This is a genomic window from Nocardia sp. NBC_00508 (assembly GCF_036346875.1).
GTDB lineage: Bacteria > Actinomycetota > Actinomycetes > Mycobacteriales > Mycobacteriaceae > Nocardia.
The window spans coordinates 2,070,845-2,095,702 of the sequence record NZ_CP107852.1 but is presented as its reverse complement, the minus strand read 5'-3'; the positions used below and the strand labels follow the sequence as shown (position 1 = coordinate 2,095,702).

Below are 24,858 nucleotides of genomic sequence, written 5' to 3'. Positions count from 1 at the left end.
AGCCGAGACGTTGATTGGCAAGTTCGTTCGGATGTTCCGGAAGATTTCTCAGATGATCTTCAGTTTCCGCTATTTATCTACTGCATGGCTACGGATGTACGCGTCGCGACGGCGCGTCGACGACTGTGATGAGCATCACCTCGCGGCCGGTCACAGGTGGCCCTGATCGTGTGTCGAAACGGGTGAAGGCAAGCAAGCCGGAACCTGGAAGGACGACATCATGCCCACCGTCGAAGTACTCGACTCGTTTCTCAACTACCGCGACACCGGCGCTGGCACGACCCCGGTGGTGTTCCTGCACGGCAACCCCACCTCGTCGTACCTGTGGCGCAACGTGCTTCCGCACGTCGCCGATCGGACCCGAGTGTTGGCGCCCGACCTGATCGGGATGGGGGAGTCGGGCAAGCCCGACAGCGGCTACCGCTTCACCGATCATGCCGCCTACCTGGACGCCTGGTTCGACGCGCTCGGCCTGGACCAAGTTGTCCTGGTCGGTCACGACTGGGGTGGCGCGCTCGGCATGCACTGGGCTGCTGGGCATCCCGGGCGGGTGCGTGGCATCGCGCTGATCGAGACCTTCTTGCGGCCGATGGCCTGGGACGAGCTGCCCCCGCTCGGCGCCGAGCTGTTCCGCAAGTTCCGGTCCGCCGATGGCGAGCGAATGATCCTGGAGGAGAACACCTTCATCGAGTTCAACCTGCCGAAGGGCGTCGCGGACCTCGCCGTCGAGGACCATGACGTCTACCGAGCACCGTATCCGACCCCGGTGTCGCGCAAGCCGCTGCTGGTATGGCCGAGGGAGTTCCCGCTCGGCGGGGAACCGGCCGACGTGGTCGCCATCGTGCGCGAATACGGCGCGTGGGCGGCCGCGACGCCCGAGGTGCCGAAATTGCTGATGGCGCTGGATAACGGCGTCGGCTTGGGGTCGCCGGAGATGATCGACTGGGCCGCGACCACCTTCGCGAGCGCCGAGGTCGCGCCGATCGGTCCCGCGGGGCACCACGCGCCGGAAGATCGGCCGGACGAAATCGGTCGCGCGGTCGCGGACTGGTTGGACCGGCACGCTCTGGTCGGGGCAGCCGCGCGGTCGTGACGCGGGCTCCGCGCCGAACGACCCCGGCGGGGCCCGCACCAGGCTGCTTGCGTCAACCGCGAGGCAGGCCGAATGATGGCCGGATGGGCACCGAGCACGACCTGGTCGCGGCAGAGGAGAAGGACATGGTCGCCCGCGCGATCGCGGGCGACCGGGACGCGGTCGCTCAGGTGGTGCGCCGGCTGCAGGACCCGCTCTACCGGCTGGCCCTGCGCATGGTCTGGCGGCCCGCGGAGGCCGAGGACGCGACCCAGGACATCCTGCTGCGCGTCCTCGACCACCTGCACACCTGGCGCGCCGAGGCGAAGCTGCTCACCTGGGCCTACCGCATCGGCGTCAACTACCTGCTGAACCTGCGACGGCAGACCCCGCAGGAGGCAGCCCAGCTGAGCCTGGACGCTTACCGGGAAGGGCTGGCCGACGGCTTGGCGGACGCGGACTACCGGGGACCGGAGGCGCAGTTGCTGACCGCGGAGGTGCGGCTCACGTGTAGTCAGGGCATGTTGCAGTGTCTGGCACGCGACGAACGGATCGCCTTCGTGCTGGGCGACGTATTCGAGCTGAGTTCGACAGAGGCAGCTTGGATCCTCGGTATCACCCCCGCCGCCTACCGGAAACGGTTGCAGCGAGCGAAGCGACGGCTGGGCGAGTTCCTGAACGCCACCTGCGGCCTGGTCGACCCGACGGCATTCTGCCGCTGCTCGCGCCGAGTGGACAAGGCGGTGGCCCTCGGCCGGGTCGACCCGCGCAAACCGGTGTTCGCACACCATCCGGTCAGCGCGGGCGGTCGCACCGCGGCCGAGGCCGAACAGCAGATGATCCACCTGCATGACGCGGCATCGGTGCTGCGCGCACACCCGGACTACGCGGCGCCGCAAGCGAAGATGGACGCGATTACCGGCCTGCTCGGCTCGGGCCGCTTCCCGATGCTCGGTGAGGCGTGATCTCGACAGGACCTCAGCCGGGTGCCTGGATCAGCGCCGCGCCTTTGACGATCCTGCACCGCCGGATTCCGGTCGGCGCCCTGGCTGCGGCAAAGGATTCGCGGTAGGGGGATCTCCTGACGGCGGGCTCTCGACCGAAGGCTCAGCGGGGCGACGGACCGGCGGACCCGAGATCGGTCGCGGTTGAGGTTCCACGGAGCTCTGATGCGAGGCGGGCGATGTGGGCGGGGCCGACGCGGCAGCATCCGCCGATGACGCGGGCGCCTCGTGCGACCCAGGCGGGTGCCAGAGCTGGGGCGAACTGGGCGGGGCCGGTCCACCTGTGGCGGGCGGGGTCCCACCCTTCGCCGCTGTTCGGGTAGGCGATCACGGGTTTGCCGGTACTCGCGGCGAGGCCGATCGCGGCCTCGACATCGGCGGGTGCGCAGCAGTTCACACCGATCGCGACGATCGCGTCCGACCCCGCGGCCACAGCGAAGGCGTCCGCGAGCGATTGCCCCGCCCGGGTGCGGGTCCCCTCGATGGTGTAGCTCAGCCACGCGGGTACGCCGATGCCGGTCACCAGGTCGACCATTGCCTCGGCTTCGTCGATGTCGGGAACGGTTTCCAGCGCGAGCAGATCGGCGCCCGCGTCCGCAAGCACCTCCATTCGCGGCCGGTGCCAGGCCCGCAGTTCGGCCACGCTGCGTCCATAGCGCCCGCGGTATTCCGAGCCGTCGGCAAGGGCCGCGCCGTACGGGCCTACGGAGGCCGCGACCCATCGGCGTCGCCCGTCCGTCCAGGCGGCACGTGCCGCGCGGGCCAATGCGACGCTGCGGCGTAGCAGCCGAGTCGACTCCGCTCGGCTGAGCCCGCGTGCGGCGAAACCCTCGAACGAAGCCTGGTAGCTCGCGGTGGTCGCGATATCGGCGCCCGCCTGGAAATAGGCCGCGTGCACGGCCTCGATAGCGCCGGGATCGTCCACCAGCAGCCGGGCCGACCACAGCGCGTCGGACAGGTCGTGCCCGCGCGCCTCCAACTCGGTGGCCAAGCCGCCGTCCGAGATCAGCACCCCCGCCGCGGGGTCGAACAGCACGGTTCCACCCTACCCGGGCAGGAGGAGAAGGAGTCGATCCAGACCCGCTAGCGCAGGCTCGAATTCATCGGAATGCTTTGGCGCACACCGATTCCGGCGCCGGGTTCGGGAGGCACGGTCGAGCTCGGGAACCAATCGCGCTCACCCACCCCGCTCGGTGGACTTCGGCTCTACCAGGTACTCGGATCGGGGGGACGCCGGCCGGTGCGCAGGCTCACTCGTCGTCGTTGGGCTGAGCGGTCGGGGGGACGCCGGTGTCGAGGAAGCGGATCAGCCGATCGATGCGTGCGGTGTGATCGACACAGCGCTCTAGGTGGTGCCCCAGCAGTGCGTTGTCGATCGCCATATCGGTGGACGGTTGAGATGTGGGGTCGCGCAATGCCGAATGCAATTGCTGGTGCAGCGTTTCCATCGACGGGTCGGTAGGAGTCTCCGCGGACAGTGGTTGGTGGCCTGCGACCGCCCAGCCTGCCAGTGCCGTGCGCTCGGCCGCCAGCTTCCCCATCGCGGCGAGGATGTCGAGCATCGGTTGCCGCGCCACTGGTCCCGGGTGGCGCTGGTACACCTGGTCGGCGACCCGGCTGGCCAGCCATCCGATTCGGGATAGTTCCCCGGCGATCTGGATCGCGGTCACCACATGTCGCAGGTCGCGGGCGACCGGCGCCTGCAACGCCAACAGCACCACGGTGCGCGCCTCGCACGCGCCGTACATCTTCTGCAGCTGCTCGTCGAGCGCGAAGACCTCGTAGGTGGCGGTGAGGTCGGCGTCGACGAGCGCGTCGGTGACACGCTCGACGGCGTCGTGGGCGAGCGTGCACATCAGCGTCAAGTCTTTGGTCAACGCGATGAGCTCGGCAGTGAACTGGGTCCGCACCGCCAAATTCTCACCCATCGATCGGTACCGGGTCGATTCCTTGCCGGATGTTCTTCGGTAACGACATCGCCTCGGCGCCTCTCCGCAACGCCCGCCACGGTCGAACAGACGAAGGGGCCGGTGATTCCGCCCTGGTGCGATCACGTGAAATCGCTGTTGCTGCCGCTGGTCCAGTGTTGCCCCGCCCGCTGTCGCGCGGTTCGGCGAAATGATAAGGCGGCGATACGGCACGGTTCAGCCCCCATGTGCCCACCGCCGATAACTCGCGACAGCTGGTGCGGCACTGCGGAACGCGGCTCGGCCGCGGCCGAGCCGGTCCGTTGGGCTGACATGCAGAGGCCGAGGAGTTGTGGCATATATCACGCAATGAGATTCGTGGACATGACGACTCGTTCGATTACGCACAGTGCGACCGGCCACCCCGGGTGGTGCGGCCGCCGGTCAGTACTGCGCTATGCCGCTGCCGGGTGTTCGCGACCCGGTGCCTACGCGTGCGGAAAATGCGTCTCGAGTTGTATGCGCCCTGCTCGGTGACCGAAACGCGGATGCGCTGACGCCTGCCGACGAGTACCCGGTGTTACCGTCGCGGCATGCCGAACATGCGCGACATTCAGCATCGGGTGGTGACGGCGCTGCAGCGCCGAGTCGGCAATCCGATTCTTCGCACTGTGCCCAGTCAGACGCTCCTGGAAACGACCGGCCGAGTCAGCGGTCAGCCGCGAATCACCCCGATCGGCGGACGAAAGTTCGGAAACCAGTTCTGGCTCGTCTCCGAGTTCGGCGAGCGATCCCAGTACATCCGGAACATCAAGGCGAACAACCACGTCCGGCTACGCCTGCACGGACGCTGGCATACGGGCACCGCGCACCCGCTGCCCGACGACGACGCGCGTACCCGCCTCGCCTCCCTGCCACGCGCCAACAGCGCGGCCGTCCGATTGGTCGGCACCGACTTGCTCACAGTCCGGATCGATCTGGACGACTGAATCACGGTCCCGACGTTCGGCGGTGCATCAGGCACAGGTGGTGCAGGGACACCGGCCGGTAATGACTTGCGCACGGTACGTATGGATCTCGACGCCTGGCCCCTGGTCGCGTGGGGGTGGAGAGTGATCACCTGATCGGGATGCGAAGAATTTGCTGGGAGGATGGTGGGCATGATCCGTGTGTTGATCGCCCGCTGGACCGTTCTCGTACCACTCCTCGCTCTGCTCGCTCTCGCGGCTGTTTGGGGCCGAAGCCTGCCCGGTGTCGCGGTGACGATGGTGATGGTCGCGTTGATCGGTGCGGTGCTCGCGGCGGTGCACCACGCGGAGGTGGTCGCGCGCCGGGTCGGTGAGCCGTTCGGTTCGCTGGTGCTCGCGATAGCGGTCACTGTGATCGAGGTCGGGCTCATTCTCGCGCTGATGAGCTCGGGCGGCGATCAGACTGCCACGCTGGCCCGCGACACGGTCTTCGCGGCGGTCATGATCACCTGCAACGGCATCCTCGGTCTTGCGCTGTTGGTCGGGGCGGTGCGCAGGCGGGTTGCGGTGTTCAACGCGGAAGGTACCGGCGCGGCGCTGGCCACCGTCGCGACCCTGGCCACGCTCAGCCTCGTGCTGCCGACCTTCACCACGAGTAAGCCCGGACCGGAATTCTCCCCTGCGCAGCTGGCCTTCGCCGCCGTGGCATCCCTCGCGCTCTATGGGTTGTTCGTGATGGTGCAGACGGTGCGTCATCCGGGCGACTTCCTGCCGGTCGAGGCCGACGGCGTCGTCATCGAGGACGAGCACGCCGAGCTGCCGAGTGCGCGCGCCGCCGTGATCAGCCTCGCGATGCTGTTCGTCGCCCTGATATGCGTGGTCGGGCTGGCAAAAGTGGTCTCACCCGCTGTGGAATCGGCGGTCGAGTCGGCAGGTCTGCCGCAATCGGCAGTCGGTGTGGTGATCGCACTGCTGGTACTGCTGCCGGAAACGCTCGCGGCGGTCCGCGCCGCTCGCCGCGACCAGGTACAGATCGGCCTCAATCTCGCGCTGGGTTCGGCGATGGCCAGCATCGGCTTGACCATTCCTGTGATCGCCGTGGCGAGCATCTGGCTGGACGGACCGCTGGTGCTCGGTCTCGGCGCAACCCAAATGGTGCTCCTGGCCCTGACCGTCGTGGTCGGCGGGCTCACGGTGGTGCCAGGACGCGCGACTCTCCTGCAAGGCGGCGTCCACTTGGCTCTGTTCTCGGCCTTCGCGTTCCTCGCCGTCAGTCCCTGACGCGACATCTCCGCGCGAGATCCGGGCGCAGGCGCGGCTGCTCGATACCGTGAGATCCATGCACAACGACGCGGGTCCGCTACGTATCCCCGAACTGGACGCGGTTCGGGGATTTGCACTGTGCGGGATGCTGGTGGTGACTATCTGGCAGATCACGGGCATGGCGGTGACGGACGAGACCGGCATGGTGAATCCGGTCCGGCATGCGCTGACGGTGGCGTTCGAAGGACGGTTCTTGCCGATCTTCTCGTTCGTGTTCGGGCTCGGCTTCGCCTTGTTGCTGAATGAACAGAGCGAGCGCCCGCGACTCGTCCTGGCCCGCCACCTGGTCGCGCTCGGGGTCGTCGGTCTGGTCCATCAGCAGTTCCAGCCGGGCGCGGCGCTGCTGCCGTACGCGCTGGTCGGGGTGGCGATCCTGCTGCCCGCGTCGGTGCTGCCGAATTGGGCGGTCCTGCTCGCGGGCCTGGTCGGCACCGTCGGCGTGGCTCTGGCGCTCGGTGGCGAACTAGCTCTGGTGCCCGGGTTGTTCCTGCTCGGCTCGGCCACCGCCCGTGCGGGGATCGCCGAGACACTCGGCGAGCGAGGTTGGCAGATCGGCGCGGTCTTCGCTCTCGCGCTACCCGCCGCGGTGGTGGCGGGCAGGTGGGAGTATCGCACCCCGTATCTGGAGCTGTGGTCCACACCGGCCGCGGCAGTGGCGGGCCTGCTCGGCGCGCTCGCCTACGTGACCGGATTTCTGCTGTTGCTGCGCATCGAACCGGGACGGGTGCTGTCCGAAGTACTCCAGCCGCTGGGCCGCATGGCAGCGACGAATTATGTCGGCGCGACGGCGCTGATCCTGCTCGCCGAACCGCATCTCAGCCTGTCCGGCTCCGCCGACTATGCGGCGCTGCTGGGTTCGGCGGTCGCGATCATCATGGGGCAGGCGCTGTTCAGCGCCGTGTGGCTGCGGTTTTTCGACTACGGTCCGCTCGAATGGGCGTGGTGGTGCGTCACCTGGTGGTCGGTGGTTCCGATCCGTCGTGCGCCGGTTCCGATCCGCCGGTACTGACCCCAGCGGAGCCGGCTTCCAGCGTGGCCAGTGTCGCGGGCACCAGCGGTGCGGTGTCGAACTGGGTGGCGACCTCGACCAGCCACGCCAGCTCGCCGGCCAGCGTGGGCTGGTTCGGCTCGGTGAAGGATTCGCCGTCGAGGGTCGGTGGCAGCCCCAGCCGGTAGGCCCGCAGGGCGGCGGCGATGCGCGCGGCTTCGATCGCGGCGGACCGTGTGCGCTCCGGTACCTCCAGTGCGCTCGCCAGATGCTCGGCGACTGCGCTCGCCTCGGCGGACAGGTGCGGTTGCAGGCGAAGCAGCCAGTCGCGAATCTCGATCACCCTGCGGTACACCCGATCCCGGGTCGCCGGACGCCGCAGCGACGACGTGCGCGCCAGCTCCGGAGCCACCTCGCGCAGAGCGAGCCACAGCGGACGCAGCCGGGGCAGCGCCCGCAGGCGCGCGACCGTGTTCAGCAGCCACGGGGCCAGCGAGGGGCACAAGTAGCCGACCAGCATGACGGTCGCGCCCAGGCTGGCGAACGCGGGCGCGATGTCGGTGTTGAGGCGTCGCAGCCCGATGTCGAACCACGCCGCGACGATCGCGACCACCTTGCCGACGCTGTAGCCCAGCGCTATGGCGCTGCCCACCGCGAGCAGCCGCAGGCCGCGCCGCAGCCAGACTCGATCCACCTCGCCGATCCACCTGCGGCACAGCAGAATGATCCGGATCAGCGCGGCCGAGTACACGGTGAGATAGACACCGAGGAACGCCACCGCGAGCGGAACCTTCGCGTAATGGTCGTCGAAGTCGGTGGGATGACTCTCGTCGTGCACCGGGGCCACCGTGAACAGCAGTGCCAGTACCGCGAGCACGAGCAACGGCAGCGCGAGGATGCGTCGCCGGGCACGACTATCCGGCTCCTGAGGCGCCACCATGAACCCGGTCCAGACGATCTGGGCGAGGACCGCGGTCGCGACAGCGCCGTACACCACGAGCGAAGCCAGATTGGGACTGCCGGAAACGTCCCCCAGCCAGGTATAGGTCTGCGGCACAGCGGCTTCGAACCCGATGCCCGCCGCGAGAATCGCGAACGCGACGGCCCAGCGTGCGGGATTGCCCGGGCTGCGCATGGCGAGGCCGACGCGCCACAGAAACGCTGCGAACGCGAAGGCGCCGATGCCGCCGTACACCACCGCGAACCACATCGGCTCAGCCCTGTCCTGGGCCGAGCGCGTCCAGCAGCCGGCGCGCGGTGACGGGCGCGGAATCGGGCAGCACCCACTCCTCCCGGGCGGTCCAGTGTGTGATGTGGTGGGCCATCAGCATATTCGCGATGTCCTCGGCCTCCTGCTCCTGCGGCTGCGCATAGCTGGTGCGGCCGAGCATGCGCCGCACCACCGCCGGGTCGATATTCGGGGCGAGCAGTCGCACCGCTTCCGCGCCGCGCACGTCGACGGTGCGATGCCCGGCCAGCAGGTGGCCGAGTTCGTGACACACGATGTGGTCCTGGTGCACTTTGGAGGTATTGCGCTGGTAGGCAATGAAATCGATCGCGTCGGTGACCAGCAGGCCGCCGGTGAGACCGGTCACCGGGAAGTTCTCCGGGCGAAGCCGCAGCGGCCGGGCGCGGTGCTCGGCCACCGCCTCGGCCAGCTCGCCGACGGTGAACCGGCCGGGTAGCCCGAGGCCACGCAGTTCGCGGCGCAACCATCGACGATCCGGCACCGGATGGTCACCTCCGTCCTTGCTCCACGCCGCGATCCGCATCGCTCACTCGCGGTCTTCGTTCTCGATGCGCCGCAGGATATCCAGCATCGCCAGCACCGACTCCGCGCGGACCGTACCTTGTTGCAGCCCGTCGCGCAGCACCAACTCCAGCGCCTCGTGTTCGGCATCTCCCTTGAGCGCGTTGATCAATGCCAACTCGCTGCCGCGCGCCGCGGCAAGCTGCGGATCGGTGAACGGGTCCAGGCTGTCCAGCCCGAAGTAGCCGCGGAACACCTCGAGCGTCTCGTAGGACGGGTTCACCGCCTGCCCGGTCCGCAGCTTCCAGAGGTAGTTCGCGGACAGCCGCGCTCCGGTGGTGTGGTGGATGTCCTCGGCCAGGGCTCGGTGGGTGATCTCCAGCGGCCGTCCGTCTTTGCTCGCGGGCGGATGCATTCCGTTGATCAGCGCGTTGAGAGCCCGGGTGAACGGGTGTGCAACCTCCCCCATGATCAGCATGTCTCCTGTAGTTGACAGGGTATGTGTCGTAGATCATACTCGTCCATGCTCCGCCAGCGCATGCCGGTGTGGTCTCCCCGGGGAGCTGTGTTCCGCGATGGCGTGGCACGCATTCCCCGTACACGCGGGGATGATCCGCGGGGTAGGTAACCGCGAGAGGCCCGGTGCCCGAGAGCGGCAGCAGGTGGGGCGATCATCGTCGCTCGCCCCATCTCATCGGAGCTTCATCGGCAGCGCGAGCGGTCCGCGATGCCGAAAGCCGGAGCGCCAGACGATCTCCCGCTCGTCCACCAGCAGCACCGAATCCGGCCACCGGGTCAGGACGTGGTCCAGAACCGCCGCGGTCACCGTGTGCACGAGCGCGTTGCCCAGGCAGGCGTGCACGCCGTAGCCGAGTGCGAGCTGCGCGCCGCGGTCCCTGGTGAGGTCCAATTCCTCAGGCCTGGCGAAGATTTCGGCATCGTGATTGGCGGAGGCGAGGCACAGCAGCACGGTCTGTCCTGGCTGGATCGTCGTCTCGCCGATGGTCAGCTCGGCTGTCGCGAAGCGCGGTCCGGCGAGCACCTGCGGGGAAAGGTAGCGCAGCAGCTCGTCGACGGCTCCCTGCTTGTCGGGCATTGCGCGCAGCAGTTCCCGCTGATCCGGGCGGCCGAGCAAGGTGAGCACCGAACCGGCGACCAGATCGACGAGCACCTCGTACCAGACGAACAGCAGGTAGAACAGCAGCCCGGCCAGTTCGTCGGCTGTTGGCGACCCGGAGTCCATGTGCGCGGCCACCAAGCGGCCCAGCACCGTGTTCGTGCGGTGCGTTCGCGCGTGTGCGGTGGTGTCGGTGATGATCGCCAGCATTGTGGTCAATGTGTCCCGGGCGCGCGGAGGCGACCCTGACGGGAGCAACGTCGAATTCGCCCACCCGCGTAGGCGTTCCCGGGTCGGCTCGTCGAGGCCGAGCAGCTCGCCGAGCACCGCGGCGGGCAGCGGCACCGCCAGTTGTTCGACGAAATCGATCGGCTCGCCCGAATCCAGGTCGCGCAGCAAGGAATTCACCAGGTCGGGAGCCAGCCCGGACCACTCGGCCAGCCGTCGCGGCGACAGCTCGGCGGTCACCAGACCGCGCAGTCGGGCATGGTCGGCCGGGGCGGCGTTGAGTAAGTTGTCCAGCGGTGGTGGCACGGCGAAACCGCGATAGTCGTCCGAGTTCGCGTACCGTACCTGGGTGGACAGCCGGTGATCCAGCAGTCCGGCCCGCACGTCGCCGTATCGGGTCACCAGCCAGGCGGGGGGACCGTCGGGCGTTCGGATGCGATGCACGCCGCCCCCGGTACGCAGCCGGTCGAGCGTGGGCCACGGGTCTCGCGCGAATTCGGGGTCGAACACGTCCGTCACCCGGCCATCATCTCGCACTGCCTCGCGTCGGATACGCATGATGCGTTGACACCTCCGTGACAGCGCCCGAAGGTGCCCGAATCCGGCCGGCCGCCGGCCCGCGCGGCTGAAGACTCGATCAGGAGGCGGAGGCTCCGGTCTGCCGGATCGCGTCGAGGACTTCGCCGTAGGTGAGGGTGGAATTCACCAAGGCGCGCTCCGACGGCACATCGATGTCGACCGAATCGATGCCGTTGACGCCGCGCAGTGTCGCTTCGATGGCCGAGGCGGACTCCCGAGAGACATTGTGCAAAGTAATCGTGTACGTCATGCGTTTCGGATACACCGATTCACCGGAGTCAAACAATCCGTTTCGCTCGGGTTTGATCGTCCCGACTGCGGGAATAGCCGAGTTGTTCAACGACTCGACGCAACAGGGATTGTCATGATCATCATCATCGGACTCGCCGTCTTGATCGCGGCGGTGATTATCGGGGTTGCCGCAGTAGTGGGCAACACCGGCGAGGTTCAGCAATTCGCCGTATTCGACTACCAGTTCCATGGCTCCATCGGAGCGCTGTTCGCTTACGGGATCGTGCTGGGCGCCATCGGGATGCTCGGGCTTGCGCTCGTGCTGTCCGGTGCCTGGCGGGTCACCCGGCAAGGCGCGACGGCACGTCGTGAACTCAGGCAGTCACGTCGCGAGATGGCTGCGGTACGGCGTGATCTCGCGGCAGGGACCCCTGAGCCGGGTGAGCGAACCACCGGAGAGCCTGCGTGGCGGCGGTGGTTGCACACACCCGCGCGGGGCGACCGTGGGGCGACGGCTTCCACCTCGAAACCGTTGACTGCGAAATAATTATCAAGAAAAGGAAACACGGCAATGATCGTTCTCGGCCTCATCCTCCTGGTCCTCGGTTGGCTGCTCGGAATTTCACTGCTCACTACCGCGGGCATCATCGTGCTGATCATCGGTCTGGTGCTGCTCGTGGCGGGCTCGGTGGGCCGTCCGGTCGGTGGCCGCCGCTGGTACTACTAGCGACATCGGAATTGGACATGAAGTTCGAAGATCGCGTCGCGCATCAAGCGCGGGCCACCCGGGGCAGGGTGAAGAAACTCCTCGGCAAGGCGACCGGAAGCGCCCGGCTGCAGTCCGAGGGGCGTCGTGAGCAGTTCCGCGGCAACCTGGAGCGCGCCGCGGACAAGCTGCGGGACGCGTTCCGGCGCTGATGCGCGGATCAGATCCCAGCGACGTCGGGCGAGCCGGCCGATGCCGTAGGTGACCGCCATGGCCAGCGCGCCGCCGATGACCACTCGGAGCACGGCCCGCCCGCGATCGCTTCCGCCGAGCCGGGCACTGACCGAACCGGTGATCGCGAGCGCAGCCGGCACGGCCGCGAAGGTAACCGGGATGCGCGCGGTCACCGGCGGCAACCGTGCGCTGCCCCTCCGCCCAGGCGGCTATTTCGGTTGGCGAAGGACCGATGGCGGACTCGGGAGCATCGTGCGGTGGGTCACCTGCAGGATCAGCAGGAACAACACCGAAAGGCCCGCGGTGGTGTAGTCGCCGAACAGGACGGCCAGCCCCGCGAACGCGCTGAAGATTGGAATCTCCAGCAGTGTGCACCAGCGCAGGATCCGCAGCCGCCTGGCGTTGACGTTCAGCCGCCGCACACCGTCGTCGATGATGGTGAGCGCGGTCTCGTAGCGCACCATGCCGTCGCCGACCTGCACGAACATGTGCACCGCTTGGTCGCGGCTGAGCTCGCCGAGCCAGGCACGGTCGATCAGGCGCTTGCCCTCCTCGGCGACCTCCTTGACAACCGCGTCCATGCGGCCCCCTTCCCAGTCGATCCCGCAGAGTGTAGCGGCCGAATCGCGTCTTCCCAGGAGGGATTCGAGGGCGCTGTTTTCAGGTGTGGTCGGCTTCGAGGCGGTCGTCTCGGATACCGATCCAGGCGTAGTCGCGCGCCCGTGTGATCGCCACGAGTTTCTGGCGGTCGGCGAGTTCGGCCCGTTCGCGGCTCGCTCCGGTGCGCGGTCGGTCGTCGTCGGACCAGGTCGGGTGGAAGACCGCCGCGAAGTCGATGCCCTTGGCACGGTGGACCGTGCCGACTTTGACCGCGGCGCTCGGTGTTCCGTTGAAGTCGGTCAGGGGGAGCGTCGCGATCCCGACCGCGTCGAGCGCGCCGATGAGCCGGTCGACTTCCTGATTCGTCCTGGTCAGCACAGCGATATCGGACAGCGGTTTGCCGCACTCGTGAATGCCGGTCACCAGTGCGCTCTCCAGGTACTGGTCGGGACCGCGCCAAATGTCCACGGCGCCGTCGGGCAACGTGACATCGGCGTCACGCAGCGCCACACCGCCGTCGCCGTCGAAATCGCCGAGCGCGTTCACCGCGTCGATTCCCGCCGCGTTCTCCCAGACGCGACGGCGATTGCGGTAATTGACCCGGAGGATCTCGCCACGGCCACGCAAGGTGATGCCCGCGTCGGCCATCCGCCAGCCGCCCGCGTACACCTGCTGCTGGCCGTCACCGAGCAGCAGCAGCGGACTCGATCCGTCTCCGCCCGCGATGGCGTGCGCCAGCCGCAGCCCGGCCAGCGTCATGTCCTGTACTTCATCGACCACGACCGCGTCGTAGGGTTGCGCGAGCGGTTCGTTGCGGATCTCGGCCAGCGCGATGGCGATGACGTCGCTGTAGTCGGAGATGCCCAGCGTCCGCATGTCGCGCACGTACGGGACGTAGAGCTTGTGCCACACATCGGCGCGTTGCACATCATCGAGTCGAATTCCATTGCGCCCGTTGCGTTCCGCGCGCAAATAGACATCGAGATCGTTGATCTCGCGGCCTTTGATGACGCGGTCGATCTCCTCGCGCCAGTAGCTGTCGTGCGGCTCGATGGTCTCGAAATCGGCTCTCGCCCGATCCCACACCCGGCCGAAAACGCGATCGGCGCCGCGCGGATCGAGCCTCGGCGGCGCGATCCGCTGCCCCAGGAAATCCATCGCCCAAGCATGCAAACCGGCGAACTGGACATGTCTCTCGGTCCCCGGCGCGAGCTGGCGGAAGTGTGTTTCCTGACAGTTCGCCAGCGTCTTGACGAAGGTCGTGTACAGCTGCCGTCCGGTGGATCGTTTCGCCTGCCTGGCCATGCGGTGCAGGGCTACGACCGTCTTGCCGGTGCCTGCCGGGCCGGTCAGTCGTGCGGGGCCGGTGTACGTGCGCGACACCAGCGCCTCCTGATCGGGATCGAGGAAGGTCATCCAGTGCTGGAACGGCCTCCGCAGTGCCGCATCGCGCTGTGGGGCAGTGACATCCGACCGGTCGAGCAGAGCTGGAGCTGCGTCCGGCTCCTCGATCTCCAGTAGGTCGTAGTCGAGGGTCTGGTCGGCGACGGTGCTCGCGATCGCGTGGACCCGGCTCGGCCGCAACTGCCGATGTCGTGTGCGGATCACCCGATCGAGATCGGCCGGTCCGGCGAGGGCGAACCTACCGTCCGCGGCGACGCCGATCTCGCCGGGAACGAGCAGCACGAGCTGCACATCGTGAGCGACGACCTTCTCCCGCCCGAACTGCACCTTGCCGAACCTCGCCTCGGCATGGCGGCGGATTCCGTCCAGCCGCGCGGGGACATCCTGGGCGAAGCGCAACGCGAAAAGCCCTGTGCCACAGACGAGAAGCGCGTGGGCATGGTCGTCCGGCGGGTGCGCCACGTTTCGATGGATGAGCAGGCGCCGGTCCGGCTCCAGCAGGGCTTCGGCCAGGCATGACCGCTGTCGCGAGGTCAGTCCGGGGACGCGGCCCAGCGCCTCCGCCACGCGCCCGCGCCAGCTGTCGGTGGTCATGACTCCGCCTCGCCGACGTGCGGCTCCGCCGTGACCACCGGGGTGGCTGCGCTGATTTCGCGCTCGCTACGCTCGCTCATGGGTCCCCCTTCCGGCACACACCTACCCGGTATTCGACGGTAGAGACCGAGCGTCGAGGAGGGAATGGGTCGGGTGCTTTCGGGAGCAACCGTTACCGAACCGGGCGAATCGGACGCTGGACCGTTGCCGTGCTGTCACCCGAAAGTGTTGTGCGGCTGGATCGTTCCGTGCGATCCCGTGCGCCGCAGCGCGGTAGGCGTTGTCCCCCACCATCTTCGGGCGCACCGGGTGAACGTCGCCTGTTCGGACAGCCCGATCAGCGAGGCGACCTGGCTCATCGGCATGTCCGTCGTGGTCAGATACCGCCGCGCCGCATCCCGCCGGACCTCGTCCAGGATCGCGGCGAACGAGGTGTGCTCGGCGGCCAGACGCCGTTGCAGTGTACGCGGATGCACCGTCAGAAGCCGTGCTACAGCGCTGATTTCGGGCGCGGCCGTGCCGAGCAGCTGACGCACGGCGGCACGCACCTTCGGCGCGATCGCCGCGTCCGCGCCGCCGGACTGCTCGGCGAGGAACGCCATGGCCAGCCGGTGCAGGTTCTCGTCGCCGCCGGTGAGTGGGCGGGTCGCCAGGCTGCTCGGCACCCGCAGCGCGGCGGACGGCCGCTCGACGCGTACCGGTGCGCCGAAGAACTCCTCGTAGCTCGCGATCGGCGCCTTCGGTCGGTAGGGCAGTTCGACCGAGCGCAGTCCGTAGCGGTCGTCCACCAGGCGCTGGATGGTGCGATGCACGAAGGCCAGCCCCAGGTCGGTGCCCTGCACGGGCATCGCGAGCCCCGGCTGCACGCCGTATCGGAGCGCGATCACGCCGCGCTCGGCATAGGGGTCCGGCTCCAGCGCCAGAGTCAGCGAACGCGCGTGCAGGAACAGATATCGCGCCGAGCACTCGATCACGTCGGACACCGACGGTGAGTTACGGATGGCCAGCGCCAGCGGACCGAGCATGTCCAGGTCCTGGCGCTGGGAAACTCGCAGGCCCAGGTCGGGGCAGTGCAGCCGTTGCGCGGCCAGCTCCAGGACGGCCGCTACCTGCTCCTCGGGAACGAGCAGGTCGTCGGTGTCGAGCGTGGCCGCCGGCAAGCCGCAGGCCGTGGCCAGCGCCTCGGCGTCCCCGCCCAGCTCGGCCACGGTGGCACGGAACCCGCGCAGCCCCGCCGATCGAATCACGGACATGTCGTCGAGGATCAAATAGTTGTCGCGCAAAGTCAAGAAAGCGGTTCGTTCGGCTCGCACACTGGAGGGATGACCGAGACCGCCGCACCGCCGGAACACCTCGATGTCGTGATCGTCGGGGCCGGACTATCCGGCATCGGCGCGGCCTACCGGCTGCAGACCGAGTGCCGCGGCAAGACCTACGCCATCCTGGAGGCGCGTGACGCGCTCGGCGGCACCTGGGATCTGTTCCGGTATCCGGGCGTTCGCTCGGACTCCGACATGTTCACCCTCGGCTATCCATTCAAGCCGTGGCGTGGAACCAAGGCGCTCGCCGACGGTCCCTCGATCCTGCGCTACATCACCGAGACCGCCACGGAGTACGGCATCGACCGGCACATCCGCTACCGCACCAAGGTGCTCGCCGCCGACTGGGATAGCCGGAGCGCACGCTGGACGCTGACGCTCGAGCACCGCGACGAAGCGGGCGCCCTGGAGACCCGCACCCTCACCTGCGGCTTCCTGTATTCCTGCGGCGGGTACTACGACTACCAGCGGCCGTACGCGCCGGAATTCCCTGGCATCTCCTCCTTCTCGGGGACGGTGGTGCACCCGCAGTTCTGGCCGGAGGACCTCGACTACCGCGGCAAGCGCGTCGTCGTGATCGGCAGCGGCGCGACCGCTGTCACGCTGGTTCCGGCGCTGGCCGAGCAGGCGGAACTGGTGACGATGCTGCAACGCACGCCCACCTGGATCAGCGCCGTGCCCGGCCGCGACAAGCTGGCCGACAAGATCCGCGCACTGCTTCCGCCGCGGTTGGCGCATCGGGCGATCCGCACCAAGAACATCCTGTTCACCATCGGCTTCTACCAATATTGCCGTCGCCGCCCGGAACGCGCGCGCAAGCTGCTCACCGGCGTCACCGCGCGAATCCTGAAGGACGACAAGCTCGTTGCCGAGCACTTCACGCCCAGTTACAACCCCTGGGACCAGCGCCTGTGCGCCGTGCCCGACGCGGATTTCTTCAAGGCGATGAAGAAGGGCAAGGCCGAAGTCGTCACCGATCACATCGATACGTTTGTGCCGGAAGGCATTCGACTGAAGTCCGGCCGAGTCCTGGAGGCGGATGTGGTGGTCACCGCCACCGGGCTGCAACTGCTCGCCTTCGGCGGCATCACCCCGAGCGTCGACGGCGTGCGGGTCGCCCTGTACGAGCAGTTCGTCTGGCAGGGGACGATGATCACCGGCGTGCCCAACTTCGCCGTGTGCATCGGGTACACCAACGCCTCGTGGACTCTGCGCGCCGATCTCACCTCCCGGCTGGTCTGCAAGGTGCTCAACCATATGGACCGCAAGGGCTATGCCGTCGTGGTGCCCGAGCCGCGGGGGAAACTGGACGAGCATCCGCTGCTGGATCTGGCCTCCGGCTACATCCAGCGCTCCATCGGCGAGTTCCCGCGCCAGGGCGACCGCCATCCCTGGCGGGTCCGGCAGAACTACTTGCTCGATTCGGCCACCACCCTGCGCACGAACCTGGACAAGTCGCTCACCGCGACACCGAAATCGGCGCTCCGCCAGCCGGTGTCCGTTTCCTAACGCTGTGCAAACACCTTCCTGATGGACTAGGGCCAGGTTTCGAAGTGGCTCGATCACTTCTCCGGGTCGGCTGCAGATTGTCGAGTTCGGTCGCGGTGGATGGTAGGAACGGATGCATGGAGCTACGAGCTGCTGTAGCTGGGCTTGCCGATGCTGCTCTCCCGACCGAGATCGAAGACCGTTCGGGCCGCGATGGGTTCCAGCAGCAGAACGGGATTCCCGACCGGGTGACACCGATGCTCATTGCCGGACGAGCCTCGGTCGATCCGTCACGGATCGGCGCGAACACCCGTATACAGGGGCACGGTGTGCTAACCCTGACCGCCTGTGGGCGTCGCCTGGGGCACCGCGGCGCGGGCAACATGTGAGAGGCATTCGTTTCAGATAGATCCGAGTAGGCTCGCGCATGATCACCAACGACCCCGGGAGAAACGGCCATGGCAGGCGACTGGAACACCCAGATCATCGAAGAATTCCGGGCCAACCAGGGCAAGGTCGGCGGTCCTTTCGCGGGCCATGAGCTGCTCCTGCTCACCACGACCGGCGCCAGATCCGGGCTTGCGCGCACCAACCCCCTTGCCTTCATCCGCGACGGCGACGACATCGTCGTCATCGCCTCCAAAGCAGGCGCCCCGACCAACCCCGACTGGCTGCACAACGTCCGCGCCGATCCCGAGGTCACCCTCGAAATCGGCTCCGAAACCGTCCCGGCGACCGCGACTCCGCTCACCGACGGCCCGGAGCGCGACCGGCTCTTTGCCGCCATGGTCGAGGTGATGCCCGGCTTCGCCGAGTACCAGGAAAAGACGGACCGAATCATTCCGGTCGTCAAGCTCAGGCCGCACTGAGCCAGGGCTGCCCCAGTCGACACAGGGTGTGCGCGGCCGTTCGAGCCGGGCTTGTGCAGATCGGCGCGGTTGCGCATCGCCGATCTCGCGTACCGCTCGTGTCTCCGACGTCGCGAACCAGAATTCTGCAGTCGCCGATGTGGATTCGGGCCGAAGCTGTCTCGGTGTCGTTCTCGGTGGGCGCGACCGCGGCGACATCGTTCGTCCGGGCTTGCTCTGGAGCCGCGTCGAGATGCTCATGCTCGCAGGTGAATTGAGTGCCGCGCAGCCGCTGCGAAGACCAGAAGTGGTCAGCCTGCCGTGATCCCGGTGATCAGGGTCTGGTCGGTACCGGTCCGGGTGGTGATGAACTGCGTGAAAGTATTCGTTTCCTCGCCGGGGAGCTGTTGGGTCAGCCGGACTTCCCACCGCTCCTGTCCGGCGGGACTGTTCACTGCGCGAGTGATCAACACGCAGTAACGGGTGCCTACCGGCACGTGGTTGATGCCGCGCTGAATCTGATCGGCGGGCGCCACCGCCGCGTCCGGCGCGACCACCGCACGCGCTCGGTAGCCGGAACGCTCGGCGTAATAGGCGTATTCGAAGGCGAGGATGGCATCGGGGCCATTGCCGGTGCCGCCCGGGTCGGTGCCGGAGACGACGTCGGGGGCGCGCCGCTGCTCGCATCCCGGGGTCGCGATGGCCCACGGCGGCTTGGCCCACGTGGTGGACGTCGAGGTGGACTGCGCGGAACCCGCCGAGCGTGCGGGAGATGTCGCCGCCGCCGTGCGCGTCTTCGTATCGGAACCGTAGATGATGGTCAGCCCGATCGAGACGGCAGCGACGGCGATACCGAGCACGATCAGCACGGTCAGCGACCAGTTGCGGCGCGGCTGATCCGCCTGCCGCCGGGGATGGCGCACCGGATTGCCGGGATGGACGCCGGATCGATTGATGATCGCGGGCATCTTACCGTTGCTCTGCTCGACGGCAGGCGGCTCCGGCTCGGGCGGCGCGCTGCGCTGCTGCACGGGCGGTTCCGGCTGTTGCTCGGCCGGGGACGCCGGTTCGAGCCACTGTTCCCACTCGCCGAATTGCGGCCGGGTGCTCTGCTTGTCCGGCGCACGCGGCGGCTCCGCGGCCGCGAACTCCGGTTCGCGGCGACGGATCACCTTGCGGCGGCCGTGCGGACGCCGCCGCTTCGACGGCTTGCCCGCGGGGATGCGCAGCATCGGCAGACCCGTGTCGAACGGATTGCCGTGGCCCACATTCTGACTGGGATGCTCCCGGTCAGGGGGCATCGTCGTCGAATTCGCCCAGCACCGGCACCACCGCCGTCACGGCGGACGGGATGGTCACCCCGAGCTGGCCGTCGCGCGGCTTGTGTTCTTGGTCGCTACCGCCCGGAGGCGGCGCCGGTGGCAGCATCATGCCGCCGGTCGGGCCTGGATGGCCGGGGTGGTCCGGGCGGCCCGCGGGCGCGGGAGGGGCCGAGTCGACGGCGGGTGGTGTTCCAGCGGGCGCGGGCCTGCTCTCCGGTCGCGGCGCGTCCGATCGAGTGGTCGGTGCGGAGTTGTTGGGCGGAATCACCGAATTGGCGCCACTGGAGGAGGGCTTGTCCTGCGACCCGCCGAAGTCGAACAACTTCGAGGAGTTCCGCGAGTCGTCGCCGTTCGCGCCGTGGTTCGTGGTGGAGCCAGGGTTGATCAGTTCCGGAATCGCTTTGTCCGCCGACGCCGCGACGGTGTCGATGGTGTGCATGCCGACTTCGGCGATCTTGTCGATGATGTGTGTGCCGATGTCGACGCCCGCGTTGATGGCCGTGCTGCCGAGTTGCACTCCCGCGGCGATGAGCTGCTGCTGCAACTGGAGCTGTGCGGCCGCGGCAGGGTCCATCGGCTGCGTGGTGGCCGGTGTCGTGGTGCCCGGGACGACGTGCCCGGTGGTGCCGGGCTGTATGGTCCCGCCCTGTGCGACGCCGCTCGGCGCGGTCACCGTGAGCGGTCCCATGTCATCGAGTCTTCTGGTGTGGTCGCTCATTTCGGTGCGTGCCGCGGTCACCGTGGTGATGGCGTCGCGCAGCGCTCGGGTGGCGCGCGCGATGACGGCGTCGGTCTCCGGCGCCGAGCTCGCGTTGTCCAGGATCTCGCGCGCGTCGCGCCGGAACTCGGCGATGATCTGGTCGACGCGCTGGGCCGCACGCCCGGAGGTGGCGTGCGCGTCGGCGAGGACGGACAGGTAGGCAGGCCCGCGATCGGAGATGTCACCGATCTGGGTCTGCGTCGTACGCAGCGCGGGCACCGCGGCGGCGGCGGCGCGTGAGGTCCAGGTCGACTCCAGGGCGTGCAATCCTTCGCGGTGCGGATCCTCGGTGTCGGACGCCTGCGTGGTGGCGGCCGAAAGCGCGCTGGTCGCAGCCGCATTCGGCACGCCGACACCGGTGCCGAGCGAGGAGCGCAAGGTCAGCAGTGGGCGTACCAGCGCGGCGACGATGGGCGGGTCGACGCCCGGCTCCGTGCGCGGCGGCCGGGTGGCCTCGGCGGCCGGGGTGGCGTGCGCGCGTTTTCGCAGTCCCATCAGGCTTCTCATGCCATCTCCTCCCCAGCCTGGGTGATGGCACCCGCCGTGGCGGCGTCGACGTCCTGTGCCTTTTCGCGGTAATCGCGCAGGACTTTGCCGTAGACGCCGACCAACTGCCCCGCGGTTGACAACGCCTCCGCGTGTTCGGACACCGCCGCGGAGAACCGGGCCGCGAATTCCGCGCCGACGAGCCCGAGATCGCCGGCCAGCTGGTCCGGATTCACCGCGCCGGAGGCAACCGCGGCGGCCGACGCCAATTGTTCGGACACCGCGTCCGCGATCGCGGTGTAGGCGGCCACCGCCGCCGGGTCGAGCTCGAGCGTATCCACTGTTCCCCTCCCGGATCCCAGTCTGTCGCTACCGCGCCATGATTCACCGCCAAGCGTACTGTGCCGACGCGCCGTTATGCGCCCGATCCTGGGTGGTCCGTTTTTCTGCGACCGTCCCGATGCCGCGCGCCGGATGTCCGGTCCGCGATCGCGGAGCCCGTCCGATCCCTCGGCGGCGATGCGTCCGGGCCGCCGACACGCCTGTTCACGAGCCCTCCTCGGCCCCGCGACCGCTCATGCGGACCGGCGTTCACCTGAGGGAATGCGCGTATATCGAGATTGTTATCGGGAACAACAAATTACCTATTGTGCGGTCCGTCACAGTCCGATATGTTGCCGTGAACAACATTCGCTCCACTCCGACCGGCCCGGGCACTACCGCGGCTGGTGTATGAAAGGCCCACTCATGCGTCAGGGCATGTTCACCGCCGCGGCTTTGTCGGTCGCGCTCATGACAGCACTCACCGCTTGCGGCGACGACTCCGCGGATTCCGGCGGAAAAGCGCAGATCGGCGTAATCCTCCCGGACAGCAAGACTTCCGCACGCTGGGAGACCGCGGACCGGAAGTACTTGCAGCAGGCGTTCGACGCCGCGGGCGTCAAGGCCGATATCCAGAACGCCCAGGGCGACAAGAACGCTTTCCAGACCATCGCCGACCAGATGATCACCAACGGCGCGTCGGTGCTGGTGATGACCAACCTGGACAGCGGCACCGGCAAAGCCGTGATCCAGAAGGCGAAAGCCCAAGGTGTCACCGTGATCGACTACGACCGGCTCACCCTCGGCGGCGGCGCGCAGTACTACGTCTCCTTCGACAATGTGAAGGTCGGCAGCCTGCTCGGCGAGGGCGTCGCGAAGTGCCTCACCGATCGCAACACGGTCCGCCCGGTGGTCGCGTACCTGAACGGGGGGCCGACCGACAACAACGCCACCTTGCTGAAGACCGGCTACGACGGCGTGCTGAAACCCAGGTTCGACGCGGGCCAATACCTGAAGGGTCCGGATCAGGCTGTCCCGGAATGGAACAACATCACGGCGGGCACCATATTCGAGCAGATGCTCACCGGTCGGCCGGACATCGCGGGCGTGGTCGCGGCGAACGACGGGCTGGCCAACGCCGCGATCGCGGTGCTCAAGAAGCAGAAGCTCAACGGCCAGGTCCCGGTCAGCGGGCAGGACGCGACCGTCCAGGGCCTGCAGAACGTGCTCAACGGCGATCAGTGCATGACCGTCTACAAAGCGATCCAGAAAGAGGCGGAGGCCACCGCGAAACTCGCTGTCGCCCTGGCGAAGGGGGAGCAGGGCACGACCAACGGCACGGTGCGCGACCCGGAGTCGAACACGGACGTTCCCTCCGTGCTGCTGGAACCGAAGCCGATCTATCCGCAGAACGTCAAGGACGTCGTGGCCGACGGCTACGTCACCAAAGCCGAGTTGTGTGCGGGCGAGTTCGCGAAACTCTGCGCGGACAACGGGATCTGATGCCGCACGCCCCTTCCGCGGTTCGATGAGGGGACGGCGGAAGGGGCCCCACCCCTTTCAGAGGAGCTACCCCATGTCCGAACTGCCGGTCATCGAATTACGGGGAATAGAAAAGAGTTTCGGCCCGGTCCACGTCCTGCACGAGGTCGGTTTCAGCGCCTATCCCGGCGAGGTCACCGCGCTCGTCGGCGACAACGGCGCAGGCAAGTCCACGCTGGTCAAGTGCATCGGCGGTACGCATCCGATCGATGCGGGCGAGTTCTTTTTCGCGGGCAGGCCGGTGCAGGTGCACAACCCGCGCGACGCGGCGGCGCTCGGCATCGAGATCGTCTACCAGGATCTCGCGCTCTGCGACAACCTGGACATCGTCCAGAACATGTTCCTCGGCCGGGAACGCAGACGCGGCCTCGTGCTGGACGAGTACGCGATGGAAGAACTCGCCGTCAAAACGTTGGCGAGCCTGTCGGTGCGCACCGTCAAATCGGTCCGTCAGCAGGTGTCGAGCCTGTCCGGTGGCCAGCGCCAGACAGTGGCCATCGCGAAAGCCGTGCTGTGGAACAGCAAAGTGGTGATCCTCGACGAGCCGACCGCCGCGCTGGGCGTGGCGCAGACCCAGCAGGTGCTCGAGCTGGTTCGCCGGCTCGCCGACCAGGGCCTGGCGGTGGTGCTGATCTCGCACAACATGAACGACGTCTTCGCGGTGTCCGACCGGATCGCCGCGCTCTACCTCGGCCGGATGGCGGCCCAGGTCCGGACCTCCGACGTGACGCACTCGCAGGTCGTGGAATTGATCACGGCAGGCCGCAGCGGCGCGCTCGGTCTCGAAACGAGCGGAGTCACCCGATGAACGCCGTAGCGACCGAGCAGCGACCGGCGGCGGCGCCGGTGACCGACCTGGTGACCGGCTACGTCGGCCGGGTACGCGGCGGCGACATGGGCGCGCTGCCGTCGGTGATCGCGCTCGTCGTGCTCTCCGTGATCTTCTGGGCGGCACGCCCGGTCTTCATGTCCGAGGCCAACTTCGCCAATCTGTTCACCCAGGGTGCGGCGATCGCGGTGATCGCGATGGGCCTGATCTTCGTGCTGCTGCTCGGCGAGATCGATCTGTCGGCCGGGTTCACCAGCGGGGTCTGCGCCGCCGTGCTCGCCGTGCTGCTCACCGACAAAGGGTGGCCGTGGTATCTGGCGGTGGGTGTCTCCCTGCTCACCGGCGTGGCGATCGGGCTCGTGATCGGCACGGTCGTGGTGAAGATCGGCATTCCGTCGTTCGTGGTGACGCTGGCCGCGTTTCTCGCCCTGCAGGGCGTCGCGCTGAAAATCATGGACAACGGACGCAATATCGCGATCCGCGACGAGACGATCGTCGCGGTCGCGAACAAGAACGTGCCCCCGCTACTGGGTTGGGCGCTGTACGCCGTCCTCGTCGCAGGGTTCGCGATCGTCCAGTACCGGAAGCTGCGGGCCCGCACGAAACTCGGCCTCACCGGTGCGACGGCGCCGGTGGTCGCGGTGCGCGTCGCGGTGCTGGCGATCGTGGCGGGCGCGGCGGTGCTGGTGCTCAACGGCGAGCGCAGCCGCAATCCGGAGCTGCATTCGCTGACCGGCATGCCCATCGTGGTGCCGCTGATCGCCGCGCTGTTGCTGCTGTGGACGTTCCTGCTCGATCGCACCTCGTTCGGCAGGCACATCTACGCGGTCGGCGGCAACGCGGAGGCCGCCCGACGGGCGGGCATCGCGGTGGACCGCGTGAAAATCACCGCCTTCGTGCTGTGTTCGACGATGGCGGCGGTCGGCGGACTGATCGCGGCCTCGCGGGCGAACTCAGTAGATCCGAATACCGGCGGCAGCGATGTGCTGCTCACCGCGGTCGGCGCGGCGGTGATCGGCGGCACCAGCCTGTTCGGCGGACGCGGGCGGATGCTGGACGCAGTACTCGGCGCCGCGGTGGTCGCGGTGATCAACAACGGGATGGGGCTGATGGGCTACAGCGCGGGCACGAAATTCGTTGTGACAGGATTCGTGCTGCTCTTGGCCGCCGGAGTGGACGCGCTCTCCCGGAGGCGTGCACTCCTGCATCGATGAATCCCTGTCCCGCGACGAAGGCCC

25 protein-coding genes and 1 pseudogene are annotated in these 24,858 nt (G+C 68.0%); 12 read left to right on the top strand and 14 right to left on the bottom strand.

From position 1 onward, the window contains the following. Positions 1–220: 220 nt before the first annotated feature. Positions 221–1,093 (top strand): haloalkane dehalogenase, encoded by an 873-nt coding sequence (locus OHA40_RS09430; RefSeq protein ID WP_330232679.1) that lies wholly within the window; start codon positions 221–223, stop codon positions 1,091–1,093. 83 nt (positions 1,094–1,176) lie between these two features. After that, on the top strand, positions 1,177–2,037 hold the full coding sequence (locus OHA40_RS09425; RefSeq protein WP_330232678.1) for an RNA polymerase sigma factor: 861 nt from the start codon (positions 1,177–1,179) through the stop codon (positions 2,035–2,037). 142 nt (positions 2,038–2,179) lie between these two features. Here OHA40_RS09425 and mmuM read toward each other — a convergent pair whose 3' ends face one another. Both mmuM and OHA40_RS09415 read right to left on the bottom strand, forming a co-directional pair. Next, complete coding sequence (mmuM, locus tag OHA40_RS09420; protein ID WP_330234105.1) at positions 2,180–3,109, bottom strand: homocysteine S-methyltransferase; 930 nt, start codon at positions 3,107–3,109, stop codon at positions 2,180–2,182. 217 nt (positions 3,110–3,326) lie between these two features. Continuing rightward, positions 3,327–4,004, bottom strand: a complete 678-nt coding sequence (locus OHA40_RS09415; RefSeq protein WP_330232677.1) for a phosphate signaling complex PhoU family protein — start codon at positions 4,002–4,004, stop codon at positions 3,327–3,329. 572 nt (positions 4,005–4,576) lie between these two features. Here OHA40_RS09415 and OHA40_RS09410 point away from each other — a divergent pair. From OHA40_RS09410 to OHA40_RS09400, 3 genes are all read left to right on the top strand, one after another. Beyond that, positions 4,577–4,972: a nitroreductase/quinone reductase family protein gene (locus OHA40_RS09410; protein ID WP_330232676.1), complete on the top strand. Its 396-nt coding sequence runs from the start codon at positions 4,577–4,579 to the stop codon at positions 4,970–4,972. 171 nt (positions 4,973–5,143) lie between these two features. After that, complete coding sequence (locus OHA40_RS09405; RefSeq protein ID WP_330232675.1) at positions 5,144–6,232, top strand: calcium:proton antiporter; 1,089 nt, start codon at positions 5,144–5,146, stop codon at positions 6,230–6,232. A 58-nt stretch (positions 6,233–6,290) separates the two neighbouring features. Further along, the gene (locus OHA40_RS09400; protein ID WP_330232674.1) at positions 6,291–7,283 is read left to right on the top strand and encodes a DUF418 domain-containing protein; all 993 of its coding nucleotides are present in this window, start codon (positions 6,291–6,293) and stop codon (positions 7,281–7,283) included. Here OHA40_RS09400 and OHA40_RS09395 read toward each other — a convergent pair. The 5 genes from OHA40_RS09395 to OHA40_RS09375 form a co-directional block, all read right to left on the bottom strand. Next, entirely contained in the window at positions 7,225–8,472 is a 1,248-nt protein-coding gene (locus OHA40_RS09395; protein WP_330232673.1) for an MAB_1171c family putative transporter, read from the bottom strand. The two genes, OHA40_RS09400 and OHA40_RS09395, sit on opposite strands and share 59 nt — an antisense overlap. Before the next feature lie 4 nt (positions 8,473–8,476). Further along, complete coding sequence (locus OHA40_RS09390; protein WP_330232672.1) at positions 8,477–8,992, bottom strand: hypothetical protein; 516 nt, start codon at positions 8,990–8,992, stop codon at positions 8,477–8,479. A gap of 45 nt (positions 8,993–9,037) precedes the next feature. Beyond that, positions 9,038–9,481, bottom strand: a complete 444-nt coding sequence (locus tag OHA40_RS09385; RefSeq protein WP_330232671.1) for a hypothetical protein — start codon at positions 9,479–9,481, stop codon at positions 9,038–9,040. 222 nt (positions 9,482–9,703) lie between these two features. Beyond that, a complete protein-coding gene (locus OHA40_RS09380) occupies positions 9,704–10,876 on the bottom strand; it encodes a cytochrome P450 (RefSeq protein ID WP_330232670.1) in 1,173 nt (390 codons plus the stop codon). A 118-nt stretch (positions 10,877–10,994) separates the two neighbouring features. Further along, a complete protein-coding gene (locus tag OHA40_RS09375) occupies positions 10,995–11,417 on the bottom strand; it encodes a hypothetical protein (RefSeq protein ID WP_330232669.1) in 423 nt (140 codons plus the stop codon). A gap of 321 nt (positions 11,418–11,738) precedes the next feature. Here OHA40_RS09375 and OHA40_RS09370 point away from each other — a divergent pair, with 321 nt between their 5' ends. Together OHA40_RS09370 and OHA40_RS09365 are read left to right on the top strand one after the other, a co-directional pair. Beyond that, positions 11,739–11,894 carry a DUF6131 family protein gene (locus OHA40_RS09370; RefSeq protein ID WP_174188126.1) on the top strand — a complete coding sequence of 52 codons (156 nt, stop codon included), beginning with the start codon at positions 11,739–11,741 and terminating at the stop codon, positions 11,892–11,894. A gap of 17 nt (positions 11,895–11,911) precedes the next feature. Further along, positions 11,912–12,085: a CsbD family protein gene (locus OHA40_RS09365; protein WP_330232668.1), complete on the top strand. Its 174-nt coding sequence runs from the start codon at positions 11,912–11,914 to the stop codon at positions 12,083–12,085. A gap of 8 nt (positions 12,086–12,093) precedes the next feature. Here the strand turns inward: OHA40_RS09365 and OHA40_RS09360 are convergent. The 4 genes and pseudogenes from OHA40_RS09360 to OHA40_RS09345 all read right to left on the bottom strand — a co-directional run. Further along, positions 12,094–12,289: pseudogene (locus tag OHA40_RS09360) on the bottom strand (VIT1/CCC1 transporter family protein); the annotation flags it as partial. Between the two features lie 27 nt (positions 12,290–12,316). Beyond that, positions 12,317–12,688 (bottom strand): hypothetical protein, encoded by a 372-nt coding sequence (locus tag OHA40_RS09355; protein WP_330232667.1) that lies wholly within the window; start codon positions 12,686–12,688, stop codon positions 12,317–12,319. Positions 12,689–12,767: 79 nt separating this feature from the next. After that, positions 12,768–14,705: a UvrD-helicase domain-containing protein gene (locus OHA40_RS09350; RefSeq protein WP_330232666.1), complete on the bottom strand. Its 1,938-nt coding sequence runs from the start codon at positions 14,703–14,705 to the stop codon at positions 12,768–12,770. A 215-nt stretch (positions 14,706–14,920) separates the two neighbouring features. Next, entirely contained in the window at positions 14,921–15,958 is a 1,038-nt protein-coding gene (locus tag OHA40_RS09345) for an AraC family transcriptional regulator (protein ID WP_330232665.1), read from the bottom strand. Positions 15,959–16,027: 69 nt separating this feature from the next. Between OHA40_RS09345 and OHA40_RS09340 the strand changes: the two genes are divergently transcribed. Both OHA40_RS09340 and OHA40_RS09335 read left to right on the top strand, forming a co-directional pair. Next, complete coding sequence (locus OHA40_RS09340; protein WP_330232664.1) at positions 16,028–17,533, top strand: flavin-containing monooxygenase; 1,506 nt, start codon at positions 16,028–16,030, stop codon at positions 17,531–17,533. A gap of 437 nt (positions 17,534–17,970) precedes the next feature. Then, the gene (locus tag OHA40_RS09335) at positions 17,971–18,381 is read left to right on the top strand and encodes a nitroreductase family deazaflavin-dependent oxidoreductase (RefSeq protein ID WP_330232663.1); all 411 of its coding nucleotides are present in this window, start codon (positions 17,971–17,973) and stop codon (positions 18,379–18,381) included. Positions 18,382–18,671: 290 nt separating this feature from the next. Here the strand turns inward: OHA40_RS09335 and OHA40_RS09330 are convergent, their stop codons facing one another. The 3 genes from OHA40_RS09330 to OHA40_RS09320 are packed head-to-tail and all read right to left on the bottom strand — an operon-like array spanning position 18,672 to position 21,269. Beyond that, positions 18,672–19,661, bottom strand: a complete 990-nt coding sequence (locus OHA40_RS09330; RefSeq protein WP_330232662.1) for a hypothetical protein — start codon at positions 19,659–19,661, stop codon at positions 18,672–18,674. Continuing rightward, a complete protein-coding gene (locus OHA40_RS09325; RefSeq protein WP_330232661.1) occupies positions 19,651–20,949 on the bottom strand; it encodes a hypothetical protein in 1,299 nt (432 codons plus the stop codon). The genes OHA40_RS09330 and OHA40_RS09325 overlap by 11 nt, the downstream gene beginning before the upstream one ends. Next, a complete protein-coding gene (locus OHA40_RS09320; RefSeq protein ID WP_330232660.1) occupies positions 20,946–21,269 on the bottom strand; it encodes a hypothetical protein in 324 nt (107 codons plus the stop codon). The genes OHA40_RS09325 and OHA40_RS09320 overlap by 4 nt, the downstream gene beginning before the upstream one ends. 391 nt (positions 21,270–21,660) lie before the next feature. Between OHA40_RS09320 and OHA40_RS09315 the strand changes: the two genes are divergently transcribed. The 3 genes from OHA40_RS09315 to OHA40_RS09305 all read left to right on the top strand — a co-directional run bounded on the left by OHA40_RS09315 (position 21,661) and on the right by OHA40_RS09305 (position 24,834). Continuing rightward, positions 21,661–22,752, top strand: a complete 1,092-nt coding sequence (locus OHA40_RS09315) for a sugar ABC transporter substrate-binding protein (protein ID WP_330232659.1) — start codon at positions 21,661–21,663, stop codon at positions 22,750–22,752. 73 nt (positions 22,753–22,825) lie between these two features. Beyond that, positions 22,826–23,599, top strand: a complete 774-nt coding sequence (locus tag OHA40_RS09310) for an ATP-binding cassette domain-containing protein (protein WP_330232658.1) — start codon at positions 22,826–22,828, stop codon at positions 23,597–23,599. Then, positions 23,596–24,834 (top strand): sugar ABC transporter permease, encoded by a 1,239-nt coding sequence (locus OHA40_RS09305; RefSeq protein ID WP_330232657.1) that lies wholly within the window; start codon positions 23,596–23,598, stop codon positions 24,832–24,834. Before OHA40_RS09310 ends, OHA40_RS09305 begins: the two co-directional genes overlap by 4 nt. Positions 24,835–24,858: the final 24 nt, after the last annotated feature.

Coding starts and splice junctions, on each gene's coding strand:
- OHA40_RS09415 (WP_330232677.1), bottom strand. CDS start 4,004: ATGGGTGAGAATTTGGCGGTGCGGACCCAGTTCACTGCCGAGCTCATC.
- OHA40_RS09410 (WP_330232676.1), top strand. CDS start 4,577: ATGCCGAACATGCGCGACATTCAGCATCGGGTGGTGACGGCGCTGCAG.
- OHA40_RS09400 (WP_330232674.1), top strand. CDS start 6,291: ATGCACAACGACGCGGGTCCGCTACGTATCCCCGAACTGGACGCGGTT.
- OHA40_RS09345 (WP_330232665.1), bottom strand. CDS start 15,958: ATGTCCGTGATTCGATCGGCGGGGCTGCGCGGGTTCCGTGCCACCGTG.
- OHA40_RS09350 (WP_330232666.1), bottom strand. CDS start 14,705: ATGACCACCGACAGCTGGCGCGGGCGCGTGGCGGAGGCGCTGGGCCGC.
- OHA40_RS09305 (WP_330232657.1), top strand. CDS start 23,596: ATGAACGCCGTAGCGACCGAGCAGCGACCGGCGGCGGCGCCGGTGACC.
- OHA40_RS09405 (WP_330232675.1), top strand. CDS start 5,144: ATGATCCGTGTGTTGATCGCCCGCTGGACCGTTCTCGTACCACTCCTC.
- OHA40_RS09395 (WP_330232673.1), bottom strand. CDS start 8,472: ATGTGGTTCGCGGTGGTGTACGGCGGCATCGGCGCCTTCGCGTTCGCA.
- OHA40_RS09385 (WP_330232671.1), bottom strand. CDS start 9,481: ATGGGGGAGGTTGCACACCCGTTCACCCGGGCTCTCAACGCGCTGATC.
- OHA40_RS09430 (WP_330232679.1), top strand. CDS start 221: ATGCCCACCGTCGAAGTACTCGACTCGTTTCTCAACTACCGCGACACC.
- OHA40_RS09335 (WP_330232663.1), top strand. CDS start 17,971: ATGGCAGGCGACTGGAACACCCAGATCATCGAAGAATTCCGGGCCAAC.
- OHA40_RS09310 (WP_330232658.1), top strand. CDS start 22,826: ATGTCCGAACTGCCGGTCATCGAATTACGGGGAATAGAAAAGAGTTTC.
- OHA40_RS09315 (WP_330232659.1), top strand. CDS start 21,661: ATGAAAGGCCCACTCATGCGTCAGGGCATGTTCACCGCCGCGGCTTTG.
- OHA40_RS09375 (WP_330232669.1), bottom strand. CDS start 11,417: ATGGAACTGGTAGTCGAATACGGCGAATTGCTGAACCTCGCCGGTGTT.
- OHA40_RS09330 (WP_330232662.1), bottom strand. CDS start 19,661: ATGCCCCCTGACCGGGAGCATCCCAGTCAGAATGTGGGCCACGGCAAT.
- OHA40_RS09425 (WP_330232678.1), top strand. CDS start 1,177: ATGGGCACCGAGCACGACCTGGTCGCGGCAGAGGAGAAGGACATGGTC.
- OHA40_RS09370 (WP_174188126.1), top strand. CDS start 11,739: ATGATCGTTCTCGGCCTCATCCTCCTGGTCCTCGGTTGGCTGCTCGGA.
- OHA40_RS09325 (WP_330232661.1), bottom strand. CDS start 20,949: ATGAGAAGCCTGATGGGACTGCGAAAACGCGCGCACGCCACCCCGGCC.
- OHA40_RS09340 (WP_330232664.1), top strand. CDS start 16,028: ATGACCGAGACCGCCGCACCGCCGGAACACCTCGATGTCGTGATCGTC.
- OHA40_RS09355 (WP_330232667.1), bottom strand. CDS start 12,688: ATGGACGCGGTTGTCAAGGAGGTCGCCGAGGAGGGCAAGCGCCTGATC.
- OHA40_RS09365 (WP_330232668.1), top strand. CDS start 11,912: ATGAAGTTCGAAGATCGCGTCGCGCATCAAGCGCGGGCCACCCGGGGC.